This is a genomic window from Stutzerimonas stutzeri (assembly GCF_000590475.1).
In the GTDB taxonomy this organism is placed as follows: Bacteria; Pseudomonadota; Gammaproteobacteria; order Pseudomonadales; family Pseudomonadaceae; genus Stutzerimonas; species Stutzerimonas stutzeri_D.
On the sequence record NZ_CP007441.1, the window covers coordinates 3657791 to 3683490 of the forward strand.

The following is a 25700-nucleotide window of genomic DNA, read 5'->3' on the forward strand; positions in this document are numbered from 1 at the left end:
CTTTGAGCCTCGATCCAACCGGAGCGGAACCAAAGCGCCGCCGCCGGGATGAATTGAGGCCTGCCGCTGCTTATTTCACGACTTTCAGGCTAGGGCGCCCTGCCGAAGCTGGACGCGGCGAAGCGCTCGGTTCTGCGGACGAGTCGTCAACGGGCGTACTGTCGTCAGGTGGGGTAGGCTCAATCTCGAACACCATGCCCTGCCCGTTTTCCCGCGCATAGATTGCCATGATCGCAGCAGATGGAACATGCAAGCCATGCGGGACACCACCGAAGCGGCCTTCGAAACTGATCGCCTGGTTATCCATCTGAAGATGACGAACCGCGCCTGGCGCCACGTTCAGCACGATCTGACCATCACTGGCGAATCCGTCAGGCACACGAACGCCCGGATGCTCGACATTAACCAGCAAATGCGGCGTGCAGTCATTGTCGACGATCCACTCATACAACGCCCGAACCAGATAAGGACGGCTTGAAGTCATATACAGCCCCTCTTAGCGCATGCCGCGCTCAACGGCAGATAGACTGACCTGGAAGGCCTCGCGAGCAAAGTTGGTCTCCATGTAATCGAGCAGCGGTTTCGCCGCGCGCGGCAACTCTATTCCGAGTTTGGGCAAACGCCACAGGATAGGCAACAGGCAACAATCCACCAGACTGATCTCATCACTCATGAAGAATGCCTTCTCGGCGAAGACTGGCGATACGCCTGTAAGGCTCTCGCGCAGCTCCTTGCGCGCCTGGGCCCGCGCCGTATCGGCAGTACGTCGATCAGCGATCCGATCCACCAGCGCACACCAGTCCCGCTGAACTCTATGCACTAACAGCCGGGTGTTGGCCCTGGCCACCGGATACACCGGAAGCAATGGCGGATGGGGATATCGCTCTTCCAGGTACTCGGTAATCACGCTCGGCTCATACAGCGCAAGATCACGGTCCACCAGTGTCGGCACGCTGGCGTATGGGTTTACCTCGGTCAACCTGACCGGACAATGCGCCGGATTGACGTCGATTATCTCGACGCTGACCCCTTTTTCGGCAAGCACATAGCGCACCCGATGCGAATAATGGTCGGCGGGATCGGAATAGCAGGCCAACCGATTGGTAGCGGCCATGGGTCCCTCCTCATTAGAATTTTAGTGGCAGAAAAAAACACGCGCCCATAAGGGCGCGCGCAGAGTACCGCAAAACCGGGAAGGATCAGTGGACGTCTTTCCAGTATTCCCGCTTCAGCAAATAAGCGAATACGAAGAAGAACGCCAGGAACAGCAGTACGTAGGTACCTATCCGATGACTCTCTAATTTAACCGGATTTGCCGAGTACGCCAGGAAGGTCACCAGGTTCTTGATCTTCTCGTCGTACTCCGCCTCGGTCAGCTTGCCAGTGCCTTCCACAACCGTCATGACATGGCAATCCTCGTGCGTAATCGGAGTGCCGGTCAGCGGATCGAACTGCTTTTTACCATCCTCAACGACCTGAACTTGCTTGCACGCTACCGACTCACCCTCAGGGAGCTTGCTCGGCAGCACCTGACGGCCCTGAAGCGGCGCCAGCACGTGAGGCATGCCTACGTTCGGGAAGACGGTGTTGTTAACCCCATATGGACGCGTAGGGTCCTCGTAGAAGCTGCGCAGATAGGTATAGAGCCAATCATTACCCCGCACCCGCGCCACCAAGGTCAGGTCAGGCGGCGCCGCACCGAACCAGGTTTTGGCATCATCCGGCTTCATCCCGATCTTCATGTGGTCGCCGATCTTGGCACCACTGAAGGCGACGTTGTCGAGCATGATGTCTTCGGGAATACCCAGATCCGTCGCGACACGCTCGTAACGCTGATATTGCGCGCTGTGGCAGCCCATGCAGTAGTTGGCGAACGTTTTCAAGCCGTCCTGTAACGCCACCTTGTCGGTCAGATCAACGTCGACTTCATCAAGGTGAACGCCGCCTCCAGCGGCGAAACCAAATGCCGGCACCAGTGCAAGAATCAATGCAGCAAATTGCTTTTTCATCAGCCAGCCACCCTTTGCGGAACTACTTTGGTGTTCTCGAGCTTGGTGTAGAACGGCATCAGGATGAAGTAACCGAAGTAAATGGCAGTACAGATCCGAGATACCAATGTGCGCTCAGGCGTAGGGGAAAGCACGCCAAGCACGCCGAGAATGACGAAGGAAATGCAGAACAGCACCAGCGCGAGCTTGCTCATCCAGCCCTTGTAGCGCATGGATTTGACAGGACTGCGATCCAGCCAAGGAAGCACGAACAACACAGCAATGGCGGCCCCCATCGCAATAACGCCAAGTAGCTTGTCCGGGATCGCGCGAAGAATCGCGTAGTACGGCGTGAAGTACCAGACGGGAGCGATATGCTCAGGGGTCTTGAAGGCGTTCGCCACCTCGAAGTTAGGCTTCTCGAGGAAATAACCACCCATTTCCGGGAAGAAGAACACGATGGCGCAGAATACGAACAGGAACACCACCACACCGACGATATCTTTTACCGTGTAGTACGGATGGAACGGAATACCGTCAAGCGGCACGCCCGCCTCGTTCTTGCTCTTCTTGATATCCACGCCCATTGGGTTGTTCGACCCAACTTCGTGCAATGCCAGGATATGCAGCACGACAAGCCCGAGAATCACGATCGGCAATGCGATGACATGCAACGCGAAGAAGCGGTTCAGGGTTATTCCCGAAATCAGGTAGTCACCACGAATCCACTGGGTCAGATCACCGCCGATGACCGGGATGGCACCGAACAGTGAAATGATCACCTGCGCTCCCCAGTAGGACATCTGCCCCCACGGCAGCAGATAACCCATGAAGGCTTCAGCCATCAATGCCAGATAGATCATCATGCCGAAGATCCACACCAGCTCCCGCGGCTTCTGGTAGGAACCGTAGAGGATGCCGCGGAACATATGCAGATAGACCACGACGAAGAACGCTGACGCACCGGTGGAGTGCAAGTAGCGAATGATCCAACCGTACTCCACGTCACGCATGATGTATTCGACAGACGCGAATGCACCTTCGGCGGACGGCTCAAAACTCATTGTCAGCCAGATACCGGTCAGGATCTGGTTGACCAGCACCAACAAGGCCAACGAGCCAAAGAAGTACAGAACGTTGAAGTTCTTCGGTGCGTAATATTTGCTGAGATGGTCTTCCCACATCTTGGTCGCGGGGAAGCGGGCATCGACCCATTCCATGAACTTGCTCATCATGCGCTCTCCTGATCAACGCCAATGACGACCAAAGCGTCCGTCTCGTACGTATGAGGGGGAACCGGCAGGTTCAGCGGAGCGGGCTGACCCTTGAACACGCGGCCAGCCAAATCGTACTTCGAACCATGGCACGGACAGAAATAACCACCGAGCCACTCAGGCCCCAGATCAGGCGGTGCCACTTCCGGCCGGAAGGACGGGGAGCAACCAAGATGCGTGCACAACCCAACCAGGATGAGAACCTCCGGCTTGATCGAGCGCACCACGGGATCCACGTATGTCGGCTGCTCGGACGCCTCGGACTTCGGATCAGCGACGGTATCGGTGAGCTTGCCCAGGTTGGCCAGCACCTCCTCGGTACGACGCACAATGAACACCGGCTGACCGCGCCACTCGGCAACCATTTGCTGGCCTGGCTCGATCTTGCTGATATTTACCTTAACCGGTGCACCGGCTGCCTTGGCCTTGGCACTCGGGAACCACGATCCCACGAACGGGACCGCGGCACCCACCGCTCCTGCAGCACCTACTACCGAAGTAGCGGCTACGAGGAAGCGACGCCGGCCAGCATTCACGCCGTCATTGCTCATTCAGTCGTCTCCCATCAGTTTCTTATGGCCTACCGAAAGCAGGCGTCTACTACGTAAAACAGCCGCGAAAAAATTCGCCAAATGGTAAAGAAAAGCCCCTCGCATGACAAGGTAATAACCGGATACAACCTGGCGCGAAGCCCCGAAAATCGGGGCTCTCTCTACGCGACACGCTGTCGCACGGATAAAGTCTCGCCCATAAAAAAACGCCCAGCTTCGAAAAAAGCTGGGCGTTTTTTTGGTGAAGCGGGATTAGCGCTTCGAGTACTGCGGACGCTTACGCGCTTTACGCAGACCGACTTTCTTACGTTCGACTTCGCGAGCATCGCGGGTAACGAAGCCGGCTTTGCGCAGAGCAGGACGCAGAGTCTCGTCATATTCCATCAGAGCGCGAGTGATACCGTGACGGATCGCACCGGCCTGACCACTCACACCACCACCAAGAACGGTGACGTAGATATCGAACTTCTCGACGGTCTCAGTCAGTTCCAGAGGCTGACGAACCACCATGCGAGCGGTTTCACGCCCGAAGAAGTTGTCCAGCTCGCGGTTGTTGATGGAGATCTTGCCAGTACCCGGGCGCAGGAATACGCGCGCGGTTGCAGTCTTGCGACGGCCAGTGCCGTAGTTTTGAGTCGCCGACATAATGAACTATTCCGTTAAATCTTCAGTTCTTGGGGCTGCTGAGCGGTATGCGGGTGGTTGGCACCCTTATACACCTTCAGCTTACGATACATGTCGCGACCCAGCGGGTTCTTAGGCAGCATGCCTTTGACCGCGGTCTCGATCACACGCTCTGGCGCCTTGGCGATCAGCTTCTCGAAGTTGATCGACTTGATGCCACCCGGGAAACCGGAGTGAGAGTAGTACATCTTGTCGGTGGTCTTCGCACCGGTAACACGCACTTGCTCGGCGTTGATAACGACGATGTAATCACCGGTATCGACGTGAGGGGTGTATTCCGCCTTGTGCTTGCCACGCAGGCGGCTAGCGATTTCGGTTGCCAGACGACCCAGGGTCTGGCCGGCAGCGTCGACGACGAACCAGTCGCGCTTGACGGTTTCCGGTTTAGCAGTAAAAGTCTTCATTCGTTATAGCCTCAGGGGCCGCCCTGAAAATAAGACGGCGAATCTTACTGAATGGTGCTCGCCCTGGCAAGGCCAGGACAGCCGGAAACAGACGCTATCGGGGGCTCGGGTCAGCGCGTCCGCTACGGCAGTGTTCGGCAGGCTAGGCATCCCCTACCTTGGTTTTGCGTCAGCGGGCTAGGCATCCCCGGCGACAGGCTGCGGAATTATCCGGATTACGAGAAAAATAGCAAGCGCGTTGAACCATGAATCGCCAAGGATTTCCGCCTCTACTGTCGCCGGGGCATAATCGAATGCCGCGCTCGGGCTCCCTTGAGGGATTGATCGAAACAACGAACTTATCGACCAAGCCCACAATCCGAACCACCACCCAACATACGAAAAGGATACTGCATGGAACGGCGCCAACTCGGACGTACCGAATTGAAAGTGAGCTCGCTGTGCCTGGGCAGCATGACCTGGGGCGAGCAAAACGATCAGGACCAAGCATTCGCACAACTTGATCGTGCCAAGGCCGCAGGCATTAACTTCATCGATACCGCCGAAATGTATCCGGTGCCGCCGCGCGCGGAGACCTACTCCACTACAGAGCGCTACATCGGCAACTACTTCAAGAACCGCGGAAACCGTGCAGACTGGATCCTGGCCAGCAAGATTGCCGGGCCTGGTAACGGCATCAGCCACATCCGTGACGGCCAGTTGAAAATGAATCGCCGGCATATCGTCGCCGCACTGGACGCCAGCTTGCAGCGCCTGCAGACAGACTGGATCGACCTGTATCAATTGCATTGGCCGGAACGCAGCACCAATTTCTTCGGCCAGCTCGGCTACCGTCACCAAGAGCAGGATTTTACGCCCATAGAGGAAACCCTCGACGCGCTCGACGAGCAGGTTAAGGCTGGAAAAATCCGCCACATCGGGCTTTCGAACGAAACCCCGTGGGGCACCATGAAGTTTTTGCAGCTCGCAGAATCCAGGGGCTGGCCGCGCGCCGTTTCGATCCAGAACCCTTACAATCTGCTCAATCGCTCCTTCGAGGTCGGCCTGGCCGAAATCGCCATTCGCGAGCAGTGTGGTCTGCTGGCGTACTCACCGCTAGCCTTCGGCATGCTCAGCGGCAAATACGAGCAAGGCGCGCGACCGGCCGGCGCGCGGATCACACTGTTCAGCCGCTTTGCACGCTACCTTAACCCTCAGGCGCAAGCAGCCTGCTCTCGCTATGTAGCACTGGCCCGACAGCATGACCTGGACCCAGCTCAAATGGCCTTGGCATACGTGACCCAGCAGCCCTTCGTTACCAGCAATATCATTGGCGCCACTTCAATCGAACAATTGGATAGCAACATCGCTAGCATCGAGCTGCAGCTACCCGCCGAGATACTCGAAGCTATAGAAGCTATTCACACCGAACAGCCCAACCCCGCTCCTTGAGCAACCCCGGAGCAACCGCTCGCATGTAGTACGGAGGGGGTCGACTTAGAGCCCGCAGTGGTGCCGCAACGACGCAGAAGGCAACCCCGCCGCGAGGAGACTTGAGATGATCGCCGCAGAACTGCTCGCATCCTCCAGCCTATTGCTGGGCTGGTTGCTCTATGGAGCCGGATTGGCCCTAGCCTGCCTGCGGGCGCCCTGGGTGGAGCTGTTCAGCGACACCCGTCGTCAGCATCTGTTGTTCGGCGCAGTATTGGCAATCTTCCTGCTTTGGCTGGTTCGCCGGGATTTCGACTCTGGCCTGTCCTTCCATTTCATCGGCTTGACCGCTGTTACGCTGCTTCTGGACTGGCCGCTGGCAATTCTGGCCGCTTTTGTCGCCCAGCTTGGCCTTTTCATCACCGGCCATCAACAGCTCGAAGCCCTCGGCCTGAACGGCGTACTGCTCGTGCTCATACCGGTTACGGTGACAGAGCTCTGTGCGATCGCGGTCGAACGCACTCAGCCCCGCAACCTCTTCGTCTACATCTTCTTTTCGGGATTCTTTGCAGCCGGCCTCGCGGCGCTTCTCTGCATACTGGCCGGACTGGGGGTATTGTTAGCTGACGGCCGCTACCCGATGCCGCCCTGGCTGGACGACTTCGCCGGCTATATCTGGCTGGTGATGTTTCCCGAGGCGTTCATCAACGGAACCGTCGTGAGCGCACTGGTTGTGTTCTATCCAGACTGGATGGAAACCTTCAACCGCAGCCGCTACCTACAAGCCCCCTGGAAAGACGACAGCGACAAGCAGGCTTGAGCTGCCTTGCGATCCAGCCAACATGGCTACGCTCACCGCTCGGCCCCTGACTCAATGCTGACGCGGTGGTTTATCTTCGGAGAACAGATCATCTTCGAGTTCGTTGCCCGGAATCGCATGTTCTTCCGAAGCCCAGGCGCCAAGATCGATCAACTTGCAACGTTCCGAACAGAACGGCCGATTCGGACTCCTAACGCTCCACTCGACCGGTGCGCCACAGGTAGGGCATTCAACAACCGTACTACTCATTCCTGACCTCCTCGTAGCGTCAGATAGAAATTATGCAAACGCTCCACTTCACTTTCCAGCCATGCCAGATCGCGGTCATTGACCAGGACATCATCGGCATGACGCAAGCGCTCCTCGCGGCCGGCTTGAGCGTTAAGAATGGACCGAATTTGCGCTTCGCTGGATTGATCACGCCGGACGGCACGCTCCAACTGCAATGCTTCAGGCACGTCGACTACCAGCACACGATCGACCTGACGATACTGGCCGGACTCCACCAGTAGCGGCGACACCATGATGGCGTAAGGAGATGTCGCCCGAGCGAGATGCTCAGCGACTTCCTGACGAATCAGCGGATGCAGTAGCGCCTCGAGCCACTTGCGTTGTTCCGGGTCGCGGAACACCAGCTCACGCAGCACTGCCCGGTCCAGGCTGCCATCAGCGGCCAGAACGGTCTCGCCAAAACGTCCGGCGATCTCCCTCAGCGCAGGTCTGCCTGGCTCAACGACCCAGCGCGCAGCATGATCGGCGTCGACCCAATGCACCCCGAACCTGCCGAACTCTTCAACCACCGCGCTCTTGCCGCTGCCGATGCCGCCCGTCAAACCAAGCACCCATGGCTTCATCACGAATTGTCCAGACCCGAAAAACGACGCGCAGTAGTAACGCCTGAAAGGCAAGGATGCAAGAGGCGACGCCATGCGCGGCCCAATCAGCGAGCTGATTGGACCCACCCGTGGAGCGAGCTATCGACTTCAAGCAGGCAGTAGACAGGCACGGCGCAAGACACCGCGATCGGCTCCTACAAGGGCGCGGTAATCAAAGGCAAGCCTTGGCATTTGCGTTGACCGCTCCCTACGCTCCACGGGGAAACACAGCCCTTAGACGTGCTACGCCCGTCCTCCCTACAAGCAGGCAAACACTCCCAGAAGGCATTTCCCACGCTGGAGCATATGACTAGACGGAATCTTCAGTTTTGATCACGCCATGCTTAGCATGGAGCGCAGCCTCTCGACGCCTCTTCCACTAGGCGGGGCGCTCAAGTTTCAGAACTGGGCGAATTGAAGATAGCTTGAGGTGATCCGGTCACCCCACAGCAGCGCGATCCAACCAGCGATCGCCAGATACGGCCCAAAAGGAATGGCGGTGCCGCTATCGGCCTTCTGCACACGCAGCATGATCGTACCCAACACCGCGCCCACTACAGATGACAGCAGGATGGTCAGCGGCAAAACCTGCCAGCCGCCCCAAGCTCCTAGCATCGCCAGCAACTTGAAATCGCCGTAACCCATGCCCTCTTTGCCAGTCACCAGCTTGAACAGCCAGTACACCAACCAAAGACTGAGATAGCCGGCAATCGCCCCCCAAAGCGCGTCAGGCAACGTAGCAAACAGCCCGAACTGATTGACGATCAACCCCAGCCAAAGCAGCGGCAGCACGATGGAGTCGGGCAACAGCTGATGATCGACATCAATCATGCTCATCGCCAGCAACCCCCAGGTCAGAAGCAACATCGCACCAGCCTGCCAGGAAAAACCGAAATGACAGGCGACGTAGGCGGACAACAGCCCGCAGAGCAGTTCGATCAACGGGTAGCGCTTAGCGATCGGCGCGCGGCAAGAAGAACACTTGCCGCGCAACGCCAGCCAGCTCGCCAACGGGATGTTCTCCCACGGGCGTATCTCGTGATCGCAATGCGGGCAATGGGAATTTGGAAGGATCAGATTAAATGTCGCAGCTGGCTCGGCAGGCAGTTCCAGAAACTCTCGAGCCTGAGCGCGCCAATCGCGCTGCATCATGATCGGCAGGCGATGGATTACGACGTTGAGAAAACTGCCAACCAATAGGCCGAGCACCAACGTGCATAAAACAAAGGCCAGCGTATTGCTGGCCAGAAAAGTCACCACATCCATTCTTAAACCACAGCTCCCAACTGGAAGATCGGCAGGTACATGGCGATGATCAAGCCGCCAACCAGCACACCAAGAACCGCCATGATCATCGGCTCCATCAACGCTGTCAGCCCATCGACCATGTTGTCCACTTCGTCTTCATAGAAGGTCGCAACCTTGGCCAGCATTTCATCCAGCGAGCCGGACTCTTCGCCAATAGCGGTCATCTGGATCGCCATGCTCGGGAATGTGCCAGTGGTGCGCATGGAGAAGTTCAGCTGCATACCGCTGGACACATCACTCTTGACCTTCATCGTCGCGTTGCGGAACACCACATTGCCAGTAGCTCCGGCGACCGAATCCAACGCATCGACTAGAGGCACACCCGCCGCGAAGGTGGTCGCCAGGGTCCGCGCGAAGCGCGCCACCGCTGACTTGTAGAGGATGTCACCCACGATCGGCATTTTGAGAAGGAATCGGTCAAACCAGTTACGAAAACCCTCGGACTTGCCGTGGGCCGTCTTGAAGGCGTAAGCAGCGCCAACCATGGCAAGCAACACCAGATGCCACCACGCCTGCAGCGCTTCGGATATGCCAATTACAAACAATGTAAACGCAGGGAGTTCCGCACCAAAGTTGGCGAACACGTCCTGAAACTGTGGGACCACCTTGATCAACAGAATGGCCGACACGATGATCGCAACCAGCACCACCGCGATGGGGTAATTCATGGCTTTCTTGATCTTGGCCTTCAGCGCCTCGGTCTTTTCCTTGTAGGTCGCGACGCGATCCAACAAGGTTTCCAGAGAGCCGGACTGCTCGCCCGAATCAACCAGGTTGCAATAGAGATCATCGAAGTATTGAGGTTTCTTACGCAGCGCCGTCGCGAAGCTGTTACCCGCGGCAACCTCCTGCTTGAGGTCGTCGACCAGCTTGCGCATGTTCGGGTTATCGAAACCCTCACCAATGATGTCGAACGACTGCAGCAGCGGAACGCCGGCTTTCATCATGGTTGCCATCTGCCGTGTAAACAGGGCGATGTCCATGGGCTTGATCTTTTTGCCGGCGCTGAACAGCGACACCGACTTCTTGCGCACCTTCTGCGGATTGACGCCCTGTTTGCGCAACTGCGCCTTGACCAGTGCGGGGCTTACGCCGCTCAGCTCGCCTTTTATCTTTGCGCCCTGTCTGTTCGTCCCTTCCCAGGTGAAGACACTGGTTTTTACCGCTTTCTGCGCCATGTTAGTCCTTGGTCACCCGGTTGACTTCTTCCAGGCTGGTCACGCCCTGCATGGCTTTTACAAGAGCCGATGTACGCAGATCGTTGAAGCCGTCTTTACGCATCTGGGTGGAAATGTCGATGGAGTTGCCGTCCTCCATGATAATCCTGGCCAGGGCCGGCGTGTTTTTAACCACTTCATAAATACCGACACGGCCTTTGTATCCGCCCTTGCAGTTTTCGCAGCCCACCGGGCCGTAAACTTTGAAGGTGCCGATCTTATCGGCAGGGAAGCCCTCTTCCATTAATGCCTCGCGCGGCAACTCCACTTCTTTCTTGCAGCTACCGCAGAGCTTGCGCGCAAGGCGCTGGGCGATAATCAGGTTTACCGAGGTGGCGATGTTGAAAGCCGCAACGCCCATGTTCCGAAGTCGCGTCAGCGTTTCCGCGGCGCTGTTGGTGTGTAAGGTAGACATCACCATATGACCCGTCTGAGCCGCCTTGATGGCGATTTCGGCGGTTTCCAGGTCACGAATCTCACCCACCATGATGATGTCCGGGTCCTGGCGCAGGAATGCACGTAGCGCCTGAGAGAAGTCCATGCCTTGGCGAGGGTTGACGTTGACCTGGTTGATGCCCTCCAGGTTGATTTCCACTGGGTCTTCAGCAGTGGAGATATTCACGTCTACCGTGTTGAGAATATTCAAGCCGGTGTAAAGCGAAACGGTCTTTCCCGATCCGGTCGGCCCGGTTACCAGAATCATGCCCTGTGGTTGCTTGAGGGCATTCATGTACAGCTCTTTCTGATCCTCTTCGTAACCCAGCGCATCGATGCCCATCTGGGCACTGGACGGATCGAGAATCCGCATCACGATCTTTTCGCCCCACAAGGTCGGCAGCGTGTTCACGCGGAAGTCGATGGCCTTGGTCTTGGACAGCTTCATCTTGATCCGGCCGTCCTGCGGCTTGCGCCGCTCGGATATATCGAGGCCGGCCATGACTTTTAGACGTGCAGAGATACGGGGCGCAAGCTGGATCGGAGGCCGCGCGACTTCATGCAGGATGCCATCCGTACGCAGCCGTACGCGAAATGCTTTTTCGTAAGGCTCGAAGTGCAGGTCGGAGGATCCGCCACGAATGGCATCGAGCAGCATCTTGTTGACGAAGCGAACCACCGGCGCGTCGTCGGCGGCCTCGCCTGCACCATCATTCGCTGAATCATCATCCGATACGGTTTGAACGTCGACCCCGTCCAGGTCCACGTCACCGAGATCCTCCAGGCCGGAGGTCGCGCTTTCAAAAAACTTGTCGAGGGCCAACCCGAGCTTGTCGTCCTCGACCAGGATCGCCTCGGTCGTCAGCCCGGTGCTGAACTGGATATCCGTGACAGCCTGCTGATTGGTCGGATCCGACACGGCTACAAACAGCTTGTGGCCACGTTTTATCAGCGGCAATACACGGTGCTGACGCGCCAATTTTTCAGACACAACGTCCTTTAATTGGCTTTCCTTATCCAGCGCGTTGAGGTCCATGTATGCAACCCCAAACTGCTCAGCCGCCAGCTCAGCCACCGCCCGGCCATTGGCGAGTTTGTTCTGCACAACATAGGTCACAAGTGACAGCTTGTTACGCACCGCCTGCTGTTGCGCTTGCTGTGCAGTCTTGTCGTCGAGCAGGCCGGTTAGCACCATCTGCTTGGCCAGGCCGGAAAGGGCAACGTTGTCGGTCATGGGCACGGTTCTTCTGGATTAATGCCGCCTTATAACGCAGATAGCCAGGCGTGCCAAACGGCGTCATCGCAGGTGACGAAATTTGTCAGAAGCGTCCGAATCCAGACAGCGTGCACGGTTCACATTGCTTCGTAGAGCCGCGCAAATCGTAGGCTAACAAAGTTGGCACGCCGGCTGCAGAGAGGAGAGCAGGCTCAACTGCCTGAACATTTCAAGGAGAAACACATGAAAGCTCAGATGCAAAAAGGTTTTACCCTGATTGAACTGATGATCGTCGTGGCGATCATTGGTATTTTGGCTGCGGTGGCTCTGCCGGCGTACCAGGATTACACGGTACGGGCGAAAGTCTCCGAAGGCATGATCGCTGCAAGCGCACTCAAAATCGGCGTCACCGATGTGTTTGCTGATAACGGCATCGCAGGCGTTGCAGCTTACTCTACGGAAATTGCGGCAGATCAAGATAATCTGACTACCGACTTGATATCTGCTGTAGCAGTTAGCGCCACTACCGGCGCTATTTCGATCACTATGGCTGGGATACCGCAGCTTGGTACCAACAACGTATTGGCATTCGTTCCCGAGATCAACGACGCTGCAATTGCCAACGACAATTCTACCGGTTCGATCACTTGGGATTGCTCGTCTGCTACTACTACAATTGATAGCAAATTCCTCCCAGCGAACTGCCGCTGAAAGTTATAGCCACAAAGGGCGTATGAATCCCGCTCGGTTACACATGGCTTGACCCGCACCCTTACCCCCGCCTTCAACAGTGGGGGTTTTATGGGTACCGCGGCATGGCGGATCAACCCGGTAAGGCGGATCAATTCGTAGGATGGATTAGCGAAGCGTAATCCGTCGTTCACCGCGAATCTGCTGTATCCGCCGTTGCAAACTAAACGCCTCGCCTTCGTGCGGGGCGTTTTGCTGTTTGGGGGCCGTGATACAGTTTTTTGCGGCGCACCCCGAACGCCGGATTACGCCTTCGGCTAATCCAACCTACGTTGGCTGGGGCGTCGCGGATCGTCGGACCGCGGTAAGGCGGATCAATTCGTAGGATGGATTAGCGAAGCGTAATCCGTCGTTCACCGCGAACCTACTGTATCCGCCGTTGCAAACAAACGCCTCGCCTTCGTGCGGGGCGTTCTGCTGTTCGGACCGACGTACGGCGGATCGCTTTCCGTAAGATTGAATTGCCAAAGGCGCTTCCGTCGTAATCGCGAACCCGCTGCATTCATCGCACAACACCGCAACCGCACCCACCCTCTCGACCGTCGGATTACGCCTTCGGCTAATCCAACCTACGTTGACTGGGCGGCGCGGATCGTCGGACCGAGGCACGGCGGATCACCGTCGTACCGCGGTACGGCGGATCACTTCGTAGGATGGAATCGCCAAAGGCGCTTCCGTCGTTTACCGCGAACCAACTCCATCCTTGCCCCAACACCGCAACCGCACCCACCCTCTCAAATGTCGGATTACGCCTTCGGCTAATCCAACCTACGTTGGCTGCGCGTCGCGGATCGTCGGACCGCGGCACGGCGGTTCACCTTCGTACCTCGGTACCCGGCATGGTGGATCGTGTTTCGTACCATGAACCGCGGTACGGCGGATCACCGTCGTAGTATGGAATCGCCAAAGGCGCTTCCGTCGTTTACCGCGAATCGGCTGCATCCATCGCCCAACACCGCAACCGCACCCACCCTCTCGAACGTCGGATTACGCCTTCGGCTAATCCAACCTACGTTGGCTTGGCGTCGCGGATCGTCGGATCACTTTCTCCAAATGGAATTACCGAAAAGGCTTCCGCCGTTTACCGCGAATCGGGGCACATCGCCGGCAAATGATCCGGCTTACACTGCGGGTTCGTAAAATGTTGGAGAGGCAAGGATGCCTAACTATCGTCGCGCCCTCGTGCCGGGGGCGAGTTGGTTTTTTACCGTTAATCTTCTTGAACGCCACGGCAATGATCTGCTGGTGCGGCATGTTGATGTACTGCGCGCTTCCGTCCGGCGTGTACATCGGCTCCATCCTTTTACCATCGACGCCTGGGTGGTGCTGCCCGAGCATATGCATTGTGTCTGGACGCTACCGCCGGATGATGCGGACTATCCGCTGCGCTGGCGATTGATCAAGACGTTCTTTTGCCGTGCTTTACCTCCGGACGAATATCGTTCGGCTGTACGCCTGCATCGGGGCGAGCGTGGCATTTGGCAGCGTCGTTATTGGGAACATCTAATCCGCGACGAAACCGATTTCCGGCGCCATGTCGACTATGTGTATGTAAACCCGCTCAAGCATGGTCTGGTTCGCCGTGTAGGGGATTGGCCCTACTCGAGCTTTCATCGTGACGTACGTGCCGGACTGTATCCTGCCGACTGGGCGGGTGACCCTAAGCTTCTGGTGTAAGAGGCCGAGCGTGCGCCCCGTAATTCGTAATATGGAATTGCCACAAACCGAACGTCGGATTACGCCTTCGGCTAATCCAACCTACATCGTTGGAGCATCGCGAATCCGGAGGCGCTTCCATCATTCACCGCGAATCAGCTGCGCCCAACGCACATCACTACCGTACTCATCCAGTCTAATTACGCCTTTGGCTATTACAACCTGGCCCTTCTGCATATCGCTGGGCTAGCATCGGCCCCTCCTTGCCTTGAGACACACGCAGGCGAGACCGACTTTTTTAGGAGGAACCATGAGCTTTACCGTGTACCTGTCTGGTGAAATCCACACCGACTGGCGTGACGAGATCAAGCGTGGAGCTGCTGCTGCCGAGCTGGACGTGGTTTTCACTTCCGCCGTAACCGATCATGAGGCCAGCGATGCGGCCGGGGATAGCCTCGGTGCCGAGCCCAATGCCTTCTGGCGCGACCATAAGTCGTCCAAGGTTAACGCGATCCGCACCAAGACGCTGATCCAGCAAGCAGATCTGGTGGTGGTGCGCTTCGGCGACAAATACAAGCAGTGGAACGCAGCCTTCGACGCGGGCTACTGCGCGGCGCTGGGCAAGCCTTATGTGACGCTGCATGGCGAAGATGTCGTCCATCCGCTGAAAGAGGTCGACGCAGCCGCTATGGCTTGGGCAACGACCACGGACCAAGTCGTAGATATTCTCAAGTACGTGGTGCGCTAAGGCCGACCGCAGCCCTAGCACAGGTGCTGTGCGTAGCGCTTCGAGATACCCTGCAAAGAAACCGACGCAAACAAAAACGCCCTGCATCTGCAGGGCGTTTTGCCTTACTTCGTCGACTTAGATAGCGCCGCGCTTACGCAACAGATCGATGACCTGCTTGGCACCCTCTTCTACCGTCAGCGACTCGGTATCGATAACCAGATCGGCGTTGCCCGGCACATCGTAGGGGAAGGATTCGCCTGGGATGTTGTCGCCGGCTGCCGTGTACAATCCCTGAGGATCACGCTGCTGGCAGGCCTGCGGTGAAGCCTGGACGTAGACGGTTACGACTCGATCGCTGCCGATCAGCGCCTTGGCCTGCTCGCGGCCTTCAGCGTCCGGCGCGACAAATGCGGCCAGGGTCAGCAAGCCTGCCTCGTTAAACTGGCGCGCCACATGAGCGGCGCGGCGCCAATTTTCGGTTCGGCCGGCGCGGTCCTGCGGAAGGCCTTTGTTAAGGTCGTGACGCAGATTCTGGCCGTCTAGCACATAAACAGCGCGCCCCATATCGAAGAGCTTGCGCTCCACCGCGTAGGCCAGCGTGCTCTTGCCTGCACCAGAAAGGCCAGTGAACAGCACGGTTGCCGGCTGCTGTCCGAAGCGCGTCGCGCGCTCTTCGGTAGATACATGAGCCAACGCGCCATGATGTCCGGACGAGCCCTGAACAACCGGATCGGCGATGATCATGCCCGCACCCACGGTGCCGTTGGTGAGGCGATCGATGACGATGAACGAGCCGGTGGTGCGGTTCTGAGCGTAGCCATCTAAGGCGATCGAGGCATCGAGACTGACCTTGACCCGGCCAATCTCGTTGAGCTGCAAACTGCTGGCGGCGCCGTGCTCCAAGGTATTCACGTCCACCCGATGGGTAATGCTGGCAATCGAACCCGGCACGTAGCTGGTAGCACGTTTGATGTCGTATTTTTTGCCCGGCAGCATCGGCTCATCGGCCATCCATACCAACATGGCGTCGAAGCTGTCGACGATGCGGGGCTGATTGTCGCCATGGACCAGCATGTCGCCACGCGACACGTCGATCTCATCTTCCAGGGTCAGAGTAATGGCCTCGCCCGGCGTGGCCTGTGCCAGCTCACCATCGAAGGTGACGATGGATTTGACCTTGCTGCGCTTGCCGGATGGCAACACCACCACCTCGTCGCCCTTGCGCACGACACCGCTGGCCAGGGTACCGGCGAAGCCCCGGAAGTTGAGGTTGGGACGGCTGACGTACTGCACCGGGAAGCGCAGGTCGTCGAAGTTGCGATCGCCGGCAATCTCAACGCTCTCGAGAATTTCCATCAGCGACTGGCCTTCATACCAGGGCGCACGCTCCGAGCGATTAACCACGTTGTCGCCCTTGAGCGCCGACATGGGCACGAAGTGCAAGGACGTCGGCTGCAGCTCGATGCGTTCGGCAAAGGCCAGGTAGTCGGCCTTGATGCGCTCGAAAACGGACTGATCGAATTCCATCAGGTCCATCTTGTTGATGGCCACGACGATGTGCTTGATGCCCAGCAGTGAGGTGATGAAGCTGTGGCGCTTGGTCTGGGTCTGCACGCCGTAGCGTGCATCGACCAGGATGATCGCCAGGTCGCAGGTGGACGCGCCGGTGGCCATGTTGCGTGTGTACTGCTCATGGCCGGGGGTGTCGGCGATGATGAACTTGCGCTTGGCGGTGGAGAAATAGCGGTAGGCGACATCAATAGTGATGCCCTGCTCGCGCTCGGCCTGCAGGCCGTCGACCAGCAACGCCAGGTCGACGTCATCGCCCGTGGTGCCGGATTTCTTCGAATCGCGGGTGATCGCTTCGAGATGATCTTCATAGATCATCTTCGAGTCGTGCAGCAGGCGCCCAATCAGGGTGCTCTTGCCGTCGTCGACGTTGCCGCAAGTGAGGAAGCGCAGCAGCTCTTTGCGTTCGTGCTGGGCCAGGTACGCGAGGATGTCCTCGCTGATCAAATCAGACTGATGAGACATGGTGCGGAATCCTTAGAAGTAGCCCTGACGTTTCTTTTCTTCCATCGAACCTGCGCCATCGTGATCGATGACACGGCCCTGACGTTCGGAAGTACGCGTCAGGAGCATTTCCTGGATAATTTCGGGCAGGCTCGAAGCAGTCGATTCCACCGCACCGGTCAACGGGTAGCAGCCGAGGGTACGGAAACGAACCATGCGCTTTTCGATACGCGCCTTTTCCTCGTCGGTGAGGTGTTCGAGGATGCGCTCGTCGTCGATCATGATCAGCGTGCCGTTCTTCTCGATGACTTCGCGCTCGGCGGCGAAGTACAGCGGCACGATCGGGATCTGCTCCAGGTAGATGTACTGCCAGATGTCCAGTTCGGTCCAGTTCGACAGTGGGAAGACGCGGATGGATTCGCCCTTCTTGACGTTGCCGTTGTAGACATTCCACAGCTCGGGACGCTGATTCTTCGGGTCCCAGCGATGCTTGCTGTCGCGGAAGGAATACACGCGCTCTTTCGCCCGCGATTTCTCTTCGTCACGCCGTGCGCCGCCGAACGCCGCATCGAAGCCATGCTTGTCGAGCGCCTGCTTAAGGCCCTCGGTTTTCATGATGTCGGTGTGCTTGGCGCTGCCGTGGGTGAACGGGTTGATATTCTGCGCGACACCGTCTGGGTTGATATGAGTGATCAGATCCAGATCCATCTCGGTGACCATCTTCTCGCGGAAGCGGTACATTTCCTGAAATTTCCAGCGAGTGTCGACGTGCATCACCGGGAACGGCAAACGGCCAGGGAAAAACGCCTTACGCGCCAGATGCAGCATCACGGCCGAATCTTTGCCGATGGAATAGAGCATCACCGGGTTATCGAATTCGGCGGCCACCTCACGGATGATGTGGATGCTTTCCGCCTCCAGCTGTTTCAGATGCGTCAGTTTGTCGACCATGGCTACTCACGAATTTGCAGGTGGACGGCCGGCACGGCCGGAACGAGGCCGCAACTTTACCACGGCGCAAAATTCTAATCAGGCCGTCTTTTAGATCGAAATGCTCTAGCTTTATGCCGACGAAACCGCGCTCTATTCCTTATGGAACACGGCTAAAGGCAACCGGCGCTACCGGTCATGCAGGGTTCGGGCAATCGATGAACAAATGCTCGATAGCGAATCGCTTCGCCAGATATTCGCCAAGCGCCTGAACCCCGTAACGCTCCGTGGCATGGTGACCGGCGGCGAAAAAGCTCAGTCCATTTTCCCGCGCGATGTGCACCGTGGGCTCAGAAACCTCTCCCGTCAGATAGGCATCGACACCGGCCGTCACGGCTTGATCGATATATTCCTGGGCGCCGCCCGTACACCAAGCAATCCGCCTGATCGGTTCTGCCCCTTCGATCATCAGCGGTTCGCGCCCGAGCGCCGACTCTACCCGACGCATGAAGTCGGCAGGGGCGAGCGGCGAATCGAGGGAGCCGACAAGGCCAACCGAGCGGGGGTTTTCAGGCTCCAGAGGCCCCTCCACGGTCAGCCCGAGCATCTTCGCCAACTGCACGTTATTGCCGACCTCTGGATGCACATCGAGCGGCAGATGGTAGGCAAGCAGGCTGATGTCGTTGCTCAACAGCGTCTTCAGCCTGCGCTGTTTGATACCCACGACTCGCGGGTCTTCGTTCTTCCAGAAATAGCCGTGGTGCACCAGCACCACATCGGCCTGCGCCTCGACCGCCGCATCGAGCAGCGCCTGGCTGGCGGTTACGCCGCTGACGATGCGCCGAACCTGCGGCCGCCCCTCCACTTGCAAGCCGTTGGGGCAATAGTCGGAGATCTTCGCGGCGTTCAGGTAGCGATCAGCCTCTTCGACCAGCGTAATCAGCGCAACGGCCATGGAAACAATCCTCGTATCGAAATCAATGGGAACAATGCTGGCTAGCGAAGACGAAAGGCCGCACCGGCGTCAATCTGGAAAATGACATAGCCAACCGCTTCGCCAATCCGCACAGATTCACCATCGGCAAGGCTGCAATTCGCTGCCAGCTTCGTATAATGCCGCCACCTTAAGGGGCGCTATAGCCCTCCGCAACCTGTCCGGATTTCCAATCGCGATGATCAATGCCCTGCGTTTTCTTGGCTGGCCGTTGCTGGTAGGCCTGCTAGTGGCCCTGCTGATCATTCAGCGCTACCCGCATCTGGTAGGCCTGAGCGACGAGCCGGAATATAAGCTGCAGCAAACGCCGTTAGTGGGCATACCGCAACAAGGCCCCTACTCCTATGCCAATGCGGTCAGCAGTGCAGCGCCCGCCGTTGCCAATCTCTACACCACCAAGGTGATCGACAGCTCCAGCCAGCCGCCGATGCTCAAGGACGATCCGCTGTTCCGGCGATTCTACGGCGATAACCTGCCACGGCAGCGCCGCATGGAGTCGAGCCTGGGCTCAGCGGTGATCATGAGCCCAGAGGGTTATCTGCTGACCAACAACCACGTTACGGCCAACGCCGAGCAGATCGTCGTGGCCTTGCGCGATGGCCGGGAAACCCTTGCGCGGGTGATAGGCAGCGACCCGGAGACGGATCTGGCGGTGCTGAAGATCGATCTGGCCGACCTACCGGCGATTACCATTGGCCGCTCCGACGGCATCCGCATCGGCGACGTGACGCTGGCGATCGGCAATCCGTTTGGGGTAGGCCAAACCGTGACCATGGGCATCATCAGCGCCACAGGGCGTAACCAGCTGGGCCTTAATACCTACGAGGACTTCATCCAGACCGACGCAGCCATCAACCGAGGCAACTCCGGTGGTGCACTGGTCGATACCGCGGGTCACCTGATCGGCATCAACACGGCAATCATCTCCGAGTCCGGCGGCTCGCAGGGTATCGGTTTCGCGATTCCGGTGAAGCTTGCGATGGATGTGATGAAATCCATTGTCGAGCACGGCCAGGTGATTCGCGGTTGGCTCGGCGTAGAGGTGCAATCCCTTACCCCAGAATTGGCGGAGTCGTTCGGCCAGGCCGGCCGGCCGGGGATCGTGGTAGCCGGGGTCTATCGCGATGGCCCCGCTGAACGCGCCGGTCTGCTGCCGGGGGACCTGATTCTCAGCATCGATGGGCAGCAGGCCGTCGATGGCCGCGGTTCGATGAATCAGCTCGCTCGCGCGCGACCTGGCGACGAAATCAACATCGACATCCTACGCAACGGCAAGCCCCTGACGCTGACCGCCGAAGTCGGGATGCGTCCACTGGTAGAGAAGAGCCCTCAATAAACCGCAGGCAACCTTCGTTGCTTGCTGCAATCGGGTCGGTCAGGCGATGCCTTTCAATGCATCGAGCAACGCTTGATTCTGCTCCGGTGCACCAATGGTGATCCGCAGGAACTGTTCGATTCGTGGCTGCTTGAAATGCCGCACGATGACGCCTTGCTCACGAAGCCCCGCAGCGAGCTGGGCGGCCTCACGTTGCGGGTGTCGAGCGAAGATGAAGTTAGCCGCAGACGGCAGCACCTCGAAGCCCAAATCCTGCATCGCAGCAATCACCGTTTCGCGGCTGGCGATCACTCGCTGGCAGGTCTGTTCGAAATACTCGCGGTCGTCGAAGGCCGCCGCCGCGCCAGCAATCGCGATGCGGTCCAGCGGATAGGAATTGAAGCTGTTCTTGATGCGTTCCAACGCCTCGATCAGGTCCGGATGCCCGACTGCCAAGCCGACGCGTAGCCCTGCCAATGAGCGAGACTTCGATAGCGTCTGGGTAACCAGCAGGTTCGAGTAACGGTCCACCAACGCAATGGCCGAGCGGCCTCCGAAGTCGATATAGGCCTCATCCACCAACACCACCGAATCGGGGTTGGCTTGCAACAGGCGCTCGATTGCCTCTAATGCCAGCAGGCAGCCAGTCGGGGCGTTGGGATTAGGGAATATGATCCCGCCGTTTGGCCGGACATAATCGTCCACGTCGATCTGGAACTGCCGATCCAACGCAACGGCCTCGAAATCAATGCCGTACAGACCGCAATAGACCGGATAGAAGCTGTACGTCACATCGGGAAACAGCAGTGGCTTGCCGTGCTGAAAGAGGCCGTGGAAGGCGTGGGCGAGCACTTCGTCCGACCCATTGCCGACGAAGACCTGCCCCGGCTGCACATTGTAATAGTCAGCGACCGCATGCTTGAGGCGATCACCGTTAGGGTCCGGATACAACCGCAGACTGTCGTTAATTTCGGCCTGCATCGCCTCGATCGCCTTTGGCGATGGGCCGTATGGGTTCTCGTTGGTGTTGAGTTTGACCAGGTTAGCCAGCTTCGGCTGCTCACCCGGCACATAGGGCACCAGTTCCTTGACGAAGGGACTCCAGAATTTACTCACTGCCCTTTTCTCCATCGGTATCAATCATTAGATCGCAGGAGTTGAACGACGGAGGTGCTGCCTAGTGCCTCGGCGGATGCAAAGCGACATTCACCTTACGCGCCCTTCCCTTCGTTCCAGCCCCTAACTCAGCGCCGCGTTCGGCCTTACTGCTTGATTCGGTATTCCGCACTGCGAGCGTGCGCGGTCAGCGACTCGCCGCGAGCAAGCACCGAGGCGATCTTGCCCAGCTCCGATGCGCCCGCAGCCGAGCAATTGATGATCGACGAGCGCTTTTGGAAGTCGTAAACCCCCAGCGGCGAGGAAAATCGCGCTGTGCCCGAGGTCGGCAAGACGTGATTCGGCCCAGCACAGTAGTCGCCCAAGGCTTCGGCGGTGTACCGCCCCATGAAGATCGCACCGGCATGGCGAATCTGCGGTAGCCATTGCTCGGGGTCAGCGACGGAGAGTTCAAGGTGCTCGGGCGCGATGCGGTTAGCCACGTCGATCGCTTGCTGCATATCGGCGACCTGAATCAGCGCCCCGCGTCCTTGCAACGAGGCGTGGGCGATCTCGCTACGCTCCAAGGTCGGCAGCAGGCGCGCAATGCTCTCGGCGACCCGGTCGAGAAACGCCGCGTCCGGGCTGACCAGGATCGATTGCGCATCTTCGTCGTGCTCGGCCTGGGAGAACAGGTCCATGGCGATCCAGTCCGGATCGGTTTGGCCGTCGCAAACCACCAGAATCTCGGACGGCCCGGCGATCATGTCGATCCCGACCTTGCCGAACACGTGGCGCTTGGCGGTCGCGACGTAAATGTTGCCTGGGCCGACGATCTTGTCCACCGGCGGCACGCTTTCGGTGCCATAGGCCAGCGCGGCGACGGCCTGCGCGCCCCCGATCGTGAACACCCGATCGACGCCCGCGATGCAGGCAGCCGCCAGTACCAATTCGTTGATTTCGCCGCGGGGCGTGGGCACGACCATGACCACTTCCGGCACTCCGGCGACTTTCGCCGGGATCGCATTCATCAGTACCGATGACGGGTAGGACGCCTTACCGCCCGGTACATAGAGACCAGCGCGATCGAGTGGCGTGACCTTCTGGCCGAGCACGGTGCCGTCGGCTTCGGTGTAGGTCCAAGAATCCTGTTTTTGCTTTTCGTGGTAGACCCGCACACGCTCCGCGGCTGCTTCCAGCGCCTTCCGCTGCGCGGGACTGATCCGTTCAAGTGCCAGTTCGAGGCGCTCGCGCGGCAGGATCAGGTCCGCCATTGAGCCTACGTCGAGACCGTCGAAGCGACGCGTCAGCTCGACCAGTGCCGCATCGCCGCGCTCACGCACTGCCTGAATGATCTCCAGCACACGCTGATTGACGCTGTCATCGGACACGCTTTCCCAACTCAGCAGATGATCCAGATGCCGCGAGAAGTCCGGATCAGCGGCGTTGAGTCGGCGAATGTCGATGGGAGCAGTCATAACGAGGCCTCATGAGGGATGCGGACAGCAAAAGTCAGGCGCCTCTAGATTAACAAGCCAGCCGTGCGGGCACCTGAGAATTTAGCAATGGCACGGATAGCTGAGCCGGCCGATCAGCGGCCGGCAGAAGAGTCAGCTCTGATGCGCGATTGCGCTCTGCAAGGCATCAATCAGCGTCTGGATACGCGTGTGCTGCATCTTCATCGACGCCTTATTGACCACCAGGCGCGAACTGATCATGGCGATCAGTTCCTGCGGCTCCAGCCCGTTGGCCCGCAGCGTATTGCCGGTATCGACGACGTCGATGATCTTATCAGCCAACCCCACCAGCGGCGCCAGTTCCATTGAGCCGTAGAGCTTGATGATATCGACCTGGCGACCCTGCTCGGCATAGTAGCGCTTGGCAACGTTGACGAATTTGGTCGCTACCCGCAGCCGCCCCTTGGGCTCCGCTGCACCCACCTTACCGGCCGTCATCAGTTTGCAGTTGGCGATTTTCAAGTCCAGCGGTTCATACAGGCCTTGCCCGCCGTATTCCAGCAGTACGTCCTTGCCCGCCACGCCGAGATCCGCCGCGCCGTGCTCGACATAGGTTGGCACGTCCGTGGCACGCACAATCAGCAAACGCACATCATCCTGCGTGGTCGGGATAATCAGCTTGCGGCTTTTTTCCGGGTTCTCGGTTGGAACGATGCCTGCCGCGGCCAACAGTGGCAGGGTGTCGTCGAGAATGCGGCCTTTGGAAAGGGCAATGGTGAGCATGGGCGGTTATTCCTTGAAGCCTATTGATGGCGGCCTTGGCGCAGGCAGGAGCAGCAATTACAGATCTCGGCATGGCCGCGGCTCGACGGAGCGCGCGGCCATGGCCTACTGCCGATGCTAGCCCGGTACGCGGCGGATCTTGGCGCCCAGCAATTGCAGCTTTTCTTCGATGCACTCGTAACCACGATCGATGTGGTAGATGCGGTCGATCAAGGTATCGCCTTCGGCCACCAGACCAGCAATCACCAAGCTCGCCGAAGCACGCAGATCGGTCGCCATGACAGGTGCGCCTTTGAGTTTCGACACGCCGGTAACGATAGCGGTATTGCCCTCGACAAGTATCTGCGAACCCATGCGGTTCATTTCGTAGACGTGCATGAAGCGGTTTTCGAACACCGTCTCGATAACCGTGCCAGTGCCTTCGGCGACTGCGTTCATGGCAATGAACTGCGCCTGCATGTCGGTAGGGAACGCTGGGTAAGGCGCAGTGCGGACATTCACCGCTTTAGGCCGATTACCTTTCATGTCCAGCTCGATCCAGTTGCTGCCGGTGTCGATGTGCGCGCCGGCCTCTTCGAGCTTGTGCAATACCGCCTCAAGCAAGGTGGCGTCGGTGTCCTTGAGTTTCACCCGACCGCCGGTCGCGGCGGCGGCGACCAGGTAGGTGCCCGTTTCGATGCGGTCCGGCATTACGCTGTAGCGACCACCACCGAGGCGTTTCACGCCGTCGATGGTGATGGTGTCGGTGCCAGCACCGGAAATCTGCGCGCCCATGGCGTTGAGGAAGTTGGCCAGATCAACCACTTCCGGCTCGCGGGCGGCGTTTTCCAGCACGCTGCGGCCGTTGGCCAGCGCGGCCGCCATCATGATGTTCTCGGTACCGGTCACGCTGACGATATCGAAGAAGAAATGCGCGCCACGCAAGCCACCAGCCGGTGCCCGCGCCTTGATGTAGCCGCCCTCGACATCGATTTGCGCGCCCATCGCCTCCAGGCCACGGATGTGCAGGTCCACCGGCCGCGAACCGATGGCGCAACCGCCCGGCAGGGCGACCTCTGCCTCACCGAAGCGCGCCACCATGGGCCCGAGCACGAGGATCGAGGCGCGCATGGTCTTGACCAGCTCGTAAGGCGCGATCAGCGTTTGAATGCTGCTGGCGTCAACTTCGACACTGAGTTTTTCATCGATGACCGGCTGCACACCCATGCGCCCGAAGAGCTCGATCATGGTGGTGATGTCGTGCAGGTGCGGCAGGTTGCAGACGGTTACCGGGGTATCGGCAAGCAGGGTAGCCGCCAGGATGGGCAGAGCCGAGTTCTTGGCACCGGAGATACGAATCTCGCCGTTGAGGCGGGCACCGCCGGTAATGATCAATTTATCCATGGATGTTCCCATAACCCGCAGGCGCGAAGCACTTGCGAAGAGAAGCCGTGCGCGGCCTCAGGGCCTGCGCACGGGCTGAAAAGATGTCTGTCGCGACCGGCGATCAGCTACGCGCAAGCCAGTCGGCACGGCTGAAGAATTTCATCGTGACCGCGTGAATGCTGCCGTCGGCGATCCAGGGGTTCAGGTGAGCGTAGATCTGCTGCTGACGCTTGACCGGACCCAGACCAGCCAACTCGTCGCTGATCACGTTCAGCTGGAAATTGCAGCCTTCGCCTTCGACTTCCACCTGTGCACCCGGAAGCTTCTCTTCCAGGAAATTCTTAACTTCTACGGCCTGCATGTTCAACCTCGATCGGCGCCGGACGCGCGCGGCCGGCCATCATACAAAAAAGCCCGAAGGCTGCGAACC

The 25700-nt window shown here is 58.6% G+C and carries 26 protein-coding genes; 6 read left to right on the top strand and 20 right to left on the bottom strand.

Translation table 11 applies throughout. The annotated features are described in order from the left end of the window. Positions 1-70 precede the first annotated feature (70 nt). The 7 genes from CH92_RS16600 to rplM form a co-directional block, all read right to left on the bottom strand. Complete coding sequence (locus CH92_RS16600; RefSeq protein WP_025242890.1) at positions 71-484, bottom strand: ClpXP protease specificity-enhancing factor; 414 nt, start codon at positions 482-484, stop codon at positions 71-73. A 12-nt stretch (positions 485-496) separates the two neighbouring features. Continuing rightward, complete coding sequence (locus CH92_RS16605; protein WP_025242891.1) at positions 497-1114, bottom strand: glutathione S-transferase N-terminal domain-containing protein; 618 nt, start codon at positions 1112-1114, stop codon at positions 497-499. A gap of 85 nt (positions 1115-1199) precedes the next feature. Continuing rightward, complete coding sequence (locus tag CH92_RS16610) at positions 1200-2009, bottom strand: cytochrome c1 (protein ID WP_025242892.1); 810 nt, start codon at positions 2007-2009, stop codon at positions 1200-1202. Continuing rightward, positions 2009-3220, bottom strand: coding sequence for a cytochrome b (locus CH92_RS16615; protein ID WP_025242893.1), 1212 nt, complete (start codon positions 3218-3220; stop codon positions 2009-2011). Before CH92_RS16615 ends, CH92_RS16610 begins: the two co-directional genes overlap by 1 nt. Continuing rightward, positions 3220-3813, bottom strand: a complete 594-nt coding sequence (petA, locus tag CH92_RS16620; RefSeq protein ID WP_025242894.1) for a ubiquinol-cytochrome c reductase iron-sulfur subunit — start codon at positions 3811-3813, stop codon at positions 3220-3222. Before petA ends, CH92_RS16615 begins: the two co-directional genes overlap by 1 nt. A gap of 252 nt (positions 3814-4065) precedes the next feature. Continuing rightward, positions 4066-4458 carry a 30S ribosomal protein S9 gene (rpsI, locus tag CH92_RS16625; protein WP_021209313.1) on the bottom strand — a complete coding sequence of 131 codons (393 nt, stop codon included), beginning with the start codon at positions 4456-4458 and terminating at the stop codon, positions 4066-4068. Between the two features lie 14 nt (positions 4459-4472). Then, positions 4473-4901 (bottom strand): 50S ribosomal protein L13, encoded by a 429-nt coding sequence (rplM, locus tag CH92_RS16630; RefSeq protein WP_019342644.1) that lies wholly within the window; start codon positions 4899-4901, stop codon positions 4473-4475. A 393-nt stretch (positions 4902-5294) separates the two neighbouring features. On the opposite strand from rplM, the gene CH92_RS16635 reads away from it, so the two are divergent. Continuing rightward, positions 5295-6332, top strand: coding sequence for an NADP(H)-dependent aldo-keto reductase (locus tag CH92_RS16635; protein ID WP_025242895.1), 1038 nt, complete (start codon positions 5295-5297; stop codon positions 6330-6332). A 106-nt stretch (positions 6333-6438) separates the two neighbouring features. After that, on the top strand, positions 6439-7131 hold the full coding sequence (locus CH92_RS16640) for an energy-coupling factor ABC transporter permease (RefSeq protein WP_025242896.1): 693 nt from the start codon (positions 6439-6441) through the stop codon (positions 7129-7131). Between the two features lie 51 nt (positions 7132-7182). Here the strand turns inward: CH92_RS16640 and yacG are convergent, their stop codons facing one another. The 5 genes from yacG to pilB form a co-directional block, all read right to left on the bottom strand. Further along, on the bottom strand, positions 7183-7380 hold the full coding sequence (yacG, locus tag CH92_RS16645) for a DNA gyrase inhibitor YacG (RefSeq protein ID WP_025242897.1): 198 nt from the start codon (positions 7378-7380) through the stop codon (positions 7183-7185). Further along, positions 7377-7985 (bottom strand): dephospho-CoA kinase, encoded by a 609-nt coding sequence (coaE, locus tag CH92_RS16650; protein ID WP_025242898.1) that lies wholly within the window; start codon positions 7983-7985, stop codon positions 7377-7379. Before coaE ends, yacG begins: the two co-directional genes overlap by 4 nt. A 420-nt stretch (positions 7986-8405) precedes the next feature. Next, positions 8406-9272, bottom strand: coding sequence for a prepilin peptidase (locus tag CH92_RS16655; protein ID WP_025242899.1), 867 nt, complete (start codon positions 9270-9272; stop codon positions 8406-8408). A gap of 2 nt (positions 9273-9274) precedes the next feature. Beyond that, positions 9275-10492 carry a type II secretion system F family protein gene (locus tag CH92_RS16660; RefSeq protein WP_025242900.1) on the bottom strand — a complete coding sequence of 406 codons (1218 nt, stop codon included), beginning with the start codon at positions 10490-10492 and terminating at the stop codon, positions 9275-9277. A gap of 1 nt (position 10493) precedes the next feature. Beyond that, complete coding sequence (gene pilB / locus CH92_RS16665) at positions 10494-12200, bottom strand: type IV-A pilus assembly ATPase PilB (protein WP_025242901.1); 1707 nt, start codon at positions 12198-12200, stop codon at positions 10494-10496. 225 nt (positions 12201-12425) lie between these two features. Between pilB and CH92_RS16670 the strand changes: the two genes are divergently transcribed. From CH92_RS16670 to CH92_RS16680, 3 genes are all read left to right on the top strand, one after another. Continuing rightward, on the top strand, positions 12426-12893 hold the full coding sequence (locus tag CH92_RS16670; protein WP_025242902.1) for a pilin: 468 nt from the start codon (positions 12426-12428) through the stop codon (positions 12891-12893). Positions 12894-14090: 1197 nt separating this feature from the next. Then, on the top strand, positions 14091-14609 hold the full coding sequence (locus tag CH92_RS16675; protein WP_038623084.1) for an REP-associated tyrosine transposase: 519 nt from the start codon (positions 14091-14093) through the stop codon (positions 14607-14609). Positions 14610-14898: 289 nt separating this feature from the next. Then, positions 14899-15336: a YtoQ family protein gene (locus CH92_RS16680; protein WP_025242903.1), complete on the top strand. Its 438-nt coding sequence runs from the start codon at positions 14899-14901 to the stop codon at positions 15334-15336. Between the two features lie 117 nt (positions 15337-15453). On the opposite strand, the gene cysN is transcribed toward CH92_RS16680, so the two are convergent. From cysN to CH92_RS16695, 3 genes are all read right to left on the bottom strand, one after another. Continuing rightward, a complete protein-coding gene (gene cysN / locus CH92_RS16685; RefSeq protein ID WP_025242904.1) occupies positions 15454-17352 on the bottom strand; it encodes a sulfate adenylyltransferase subunit CysN in 1899 nt (632 codons plus the stop codon). A gap of 12 nt (positions 17353-17364) precedes the next feature. Further along, positions 17365-18282, bottom strand: coding sequence for a sulfate adenylyltransferase subunit CysD (gene cysD / locus CH92_RS16690; RefSeq protein WP_025242905.1), 918 nt, complete (start codon positions 18280-18282; stop codon positions 17365-17367). 175 nt (positions 18283-18457) lie between these two features. Then, positions 18458-19216, bottom strand: a complete 759-nt coding sequence (locus CH92_RS16695) for a Nif3-like dinuclear metal center hexameric protein (RefSeq protein ID WP_025242906.1) — start codon at positions 19214-19216, stop codon at positions 18458-18460. Positions 19217-19433: 217 nt separating this feature from the next. On the opposite strand from CH92_RS16695, the gene algW reads away from it, so the two are divergent. Next, positions 19434-20591, top strand: coding sequence for a Do family serine endopeptidase AlgW (gene algW, locus CH92_RS16700; RefSeq protein WP_025242907.1), 1158 nt, complete (start codon positions 19434-19436; stop codon positions 20589-20591). A gap of 39 nt (positions 20592-20630) precedes the next feature. Here algW and hisC read toward each other — a convergent pair whose 3' ends face one another. The 5 genes from hisC to CH92_RS16725 form a co-directional block, all read right to left on the bottom strand. Then, on the bottom strand, positions 20631-21686 hold the full coding sequence (gene hisC, locus CH92_RS16705) for a histidinol-phosphate transaminase (RefSeq protein WP_025242908.1): 1056 nt from the start codon (positions 21684-21686) through the stop codon (positions 20631-20633). 146 nt (positions 21687-21832) lie between these two features. Further along, complete coding sequence (gene hisD, locus CH92_RS16710; protein ID WP_025242909.1) at positions 21833-23143, bottom strand: histidinol dehydrogenase; 1311 nt, start codon at positions 23141-23143, stop codon at positions 21833-21835. A 132-nt stretch (positions 23144-23275) separates the two neighbouring features. Further along, positions 23276-23905 (bottom strand): ATP phosphoribosyltransferase, encoded by a 630-nt coding sequence (gene hisG / locus CH92_RS16715; protein ID WP_025242910.1) that lies wholly within the window; start codon positions 23903-23905, stop codon positions 23276-23278. Positions 23906-24022: 117 nt separating this feature from the next. Beyond that, positions 24023-25288 (bottom strand): UDP-N-acetylglucosamine 1-carboxyvinyltransferase, encoded by a 1266-nt coding sequence (gene murA, locus CH92_RS16720; protein ID WP_025242911.1) that lies wholly within the window; start codon positions 25286-25288, stop codon positions 24023-24025. Positions 25289-25391: 103 nt separating this feature from the next. Further along, positions 25392-25631, bottom strand: a complete 240-nt coding sequence (locus CH92_RS16725) for a BolA family protein (protein ID WP_025242912.1) — start codon at positions 25629-25631, stop codon at positions 25392-25394. Positions 25632-25700 lie beyond the last annotated feature (69 nt).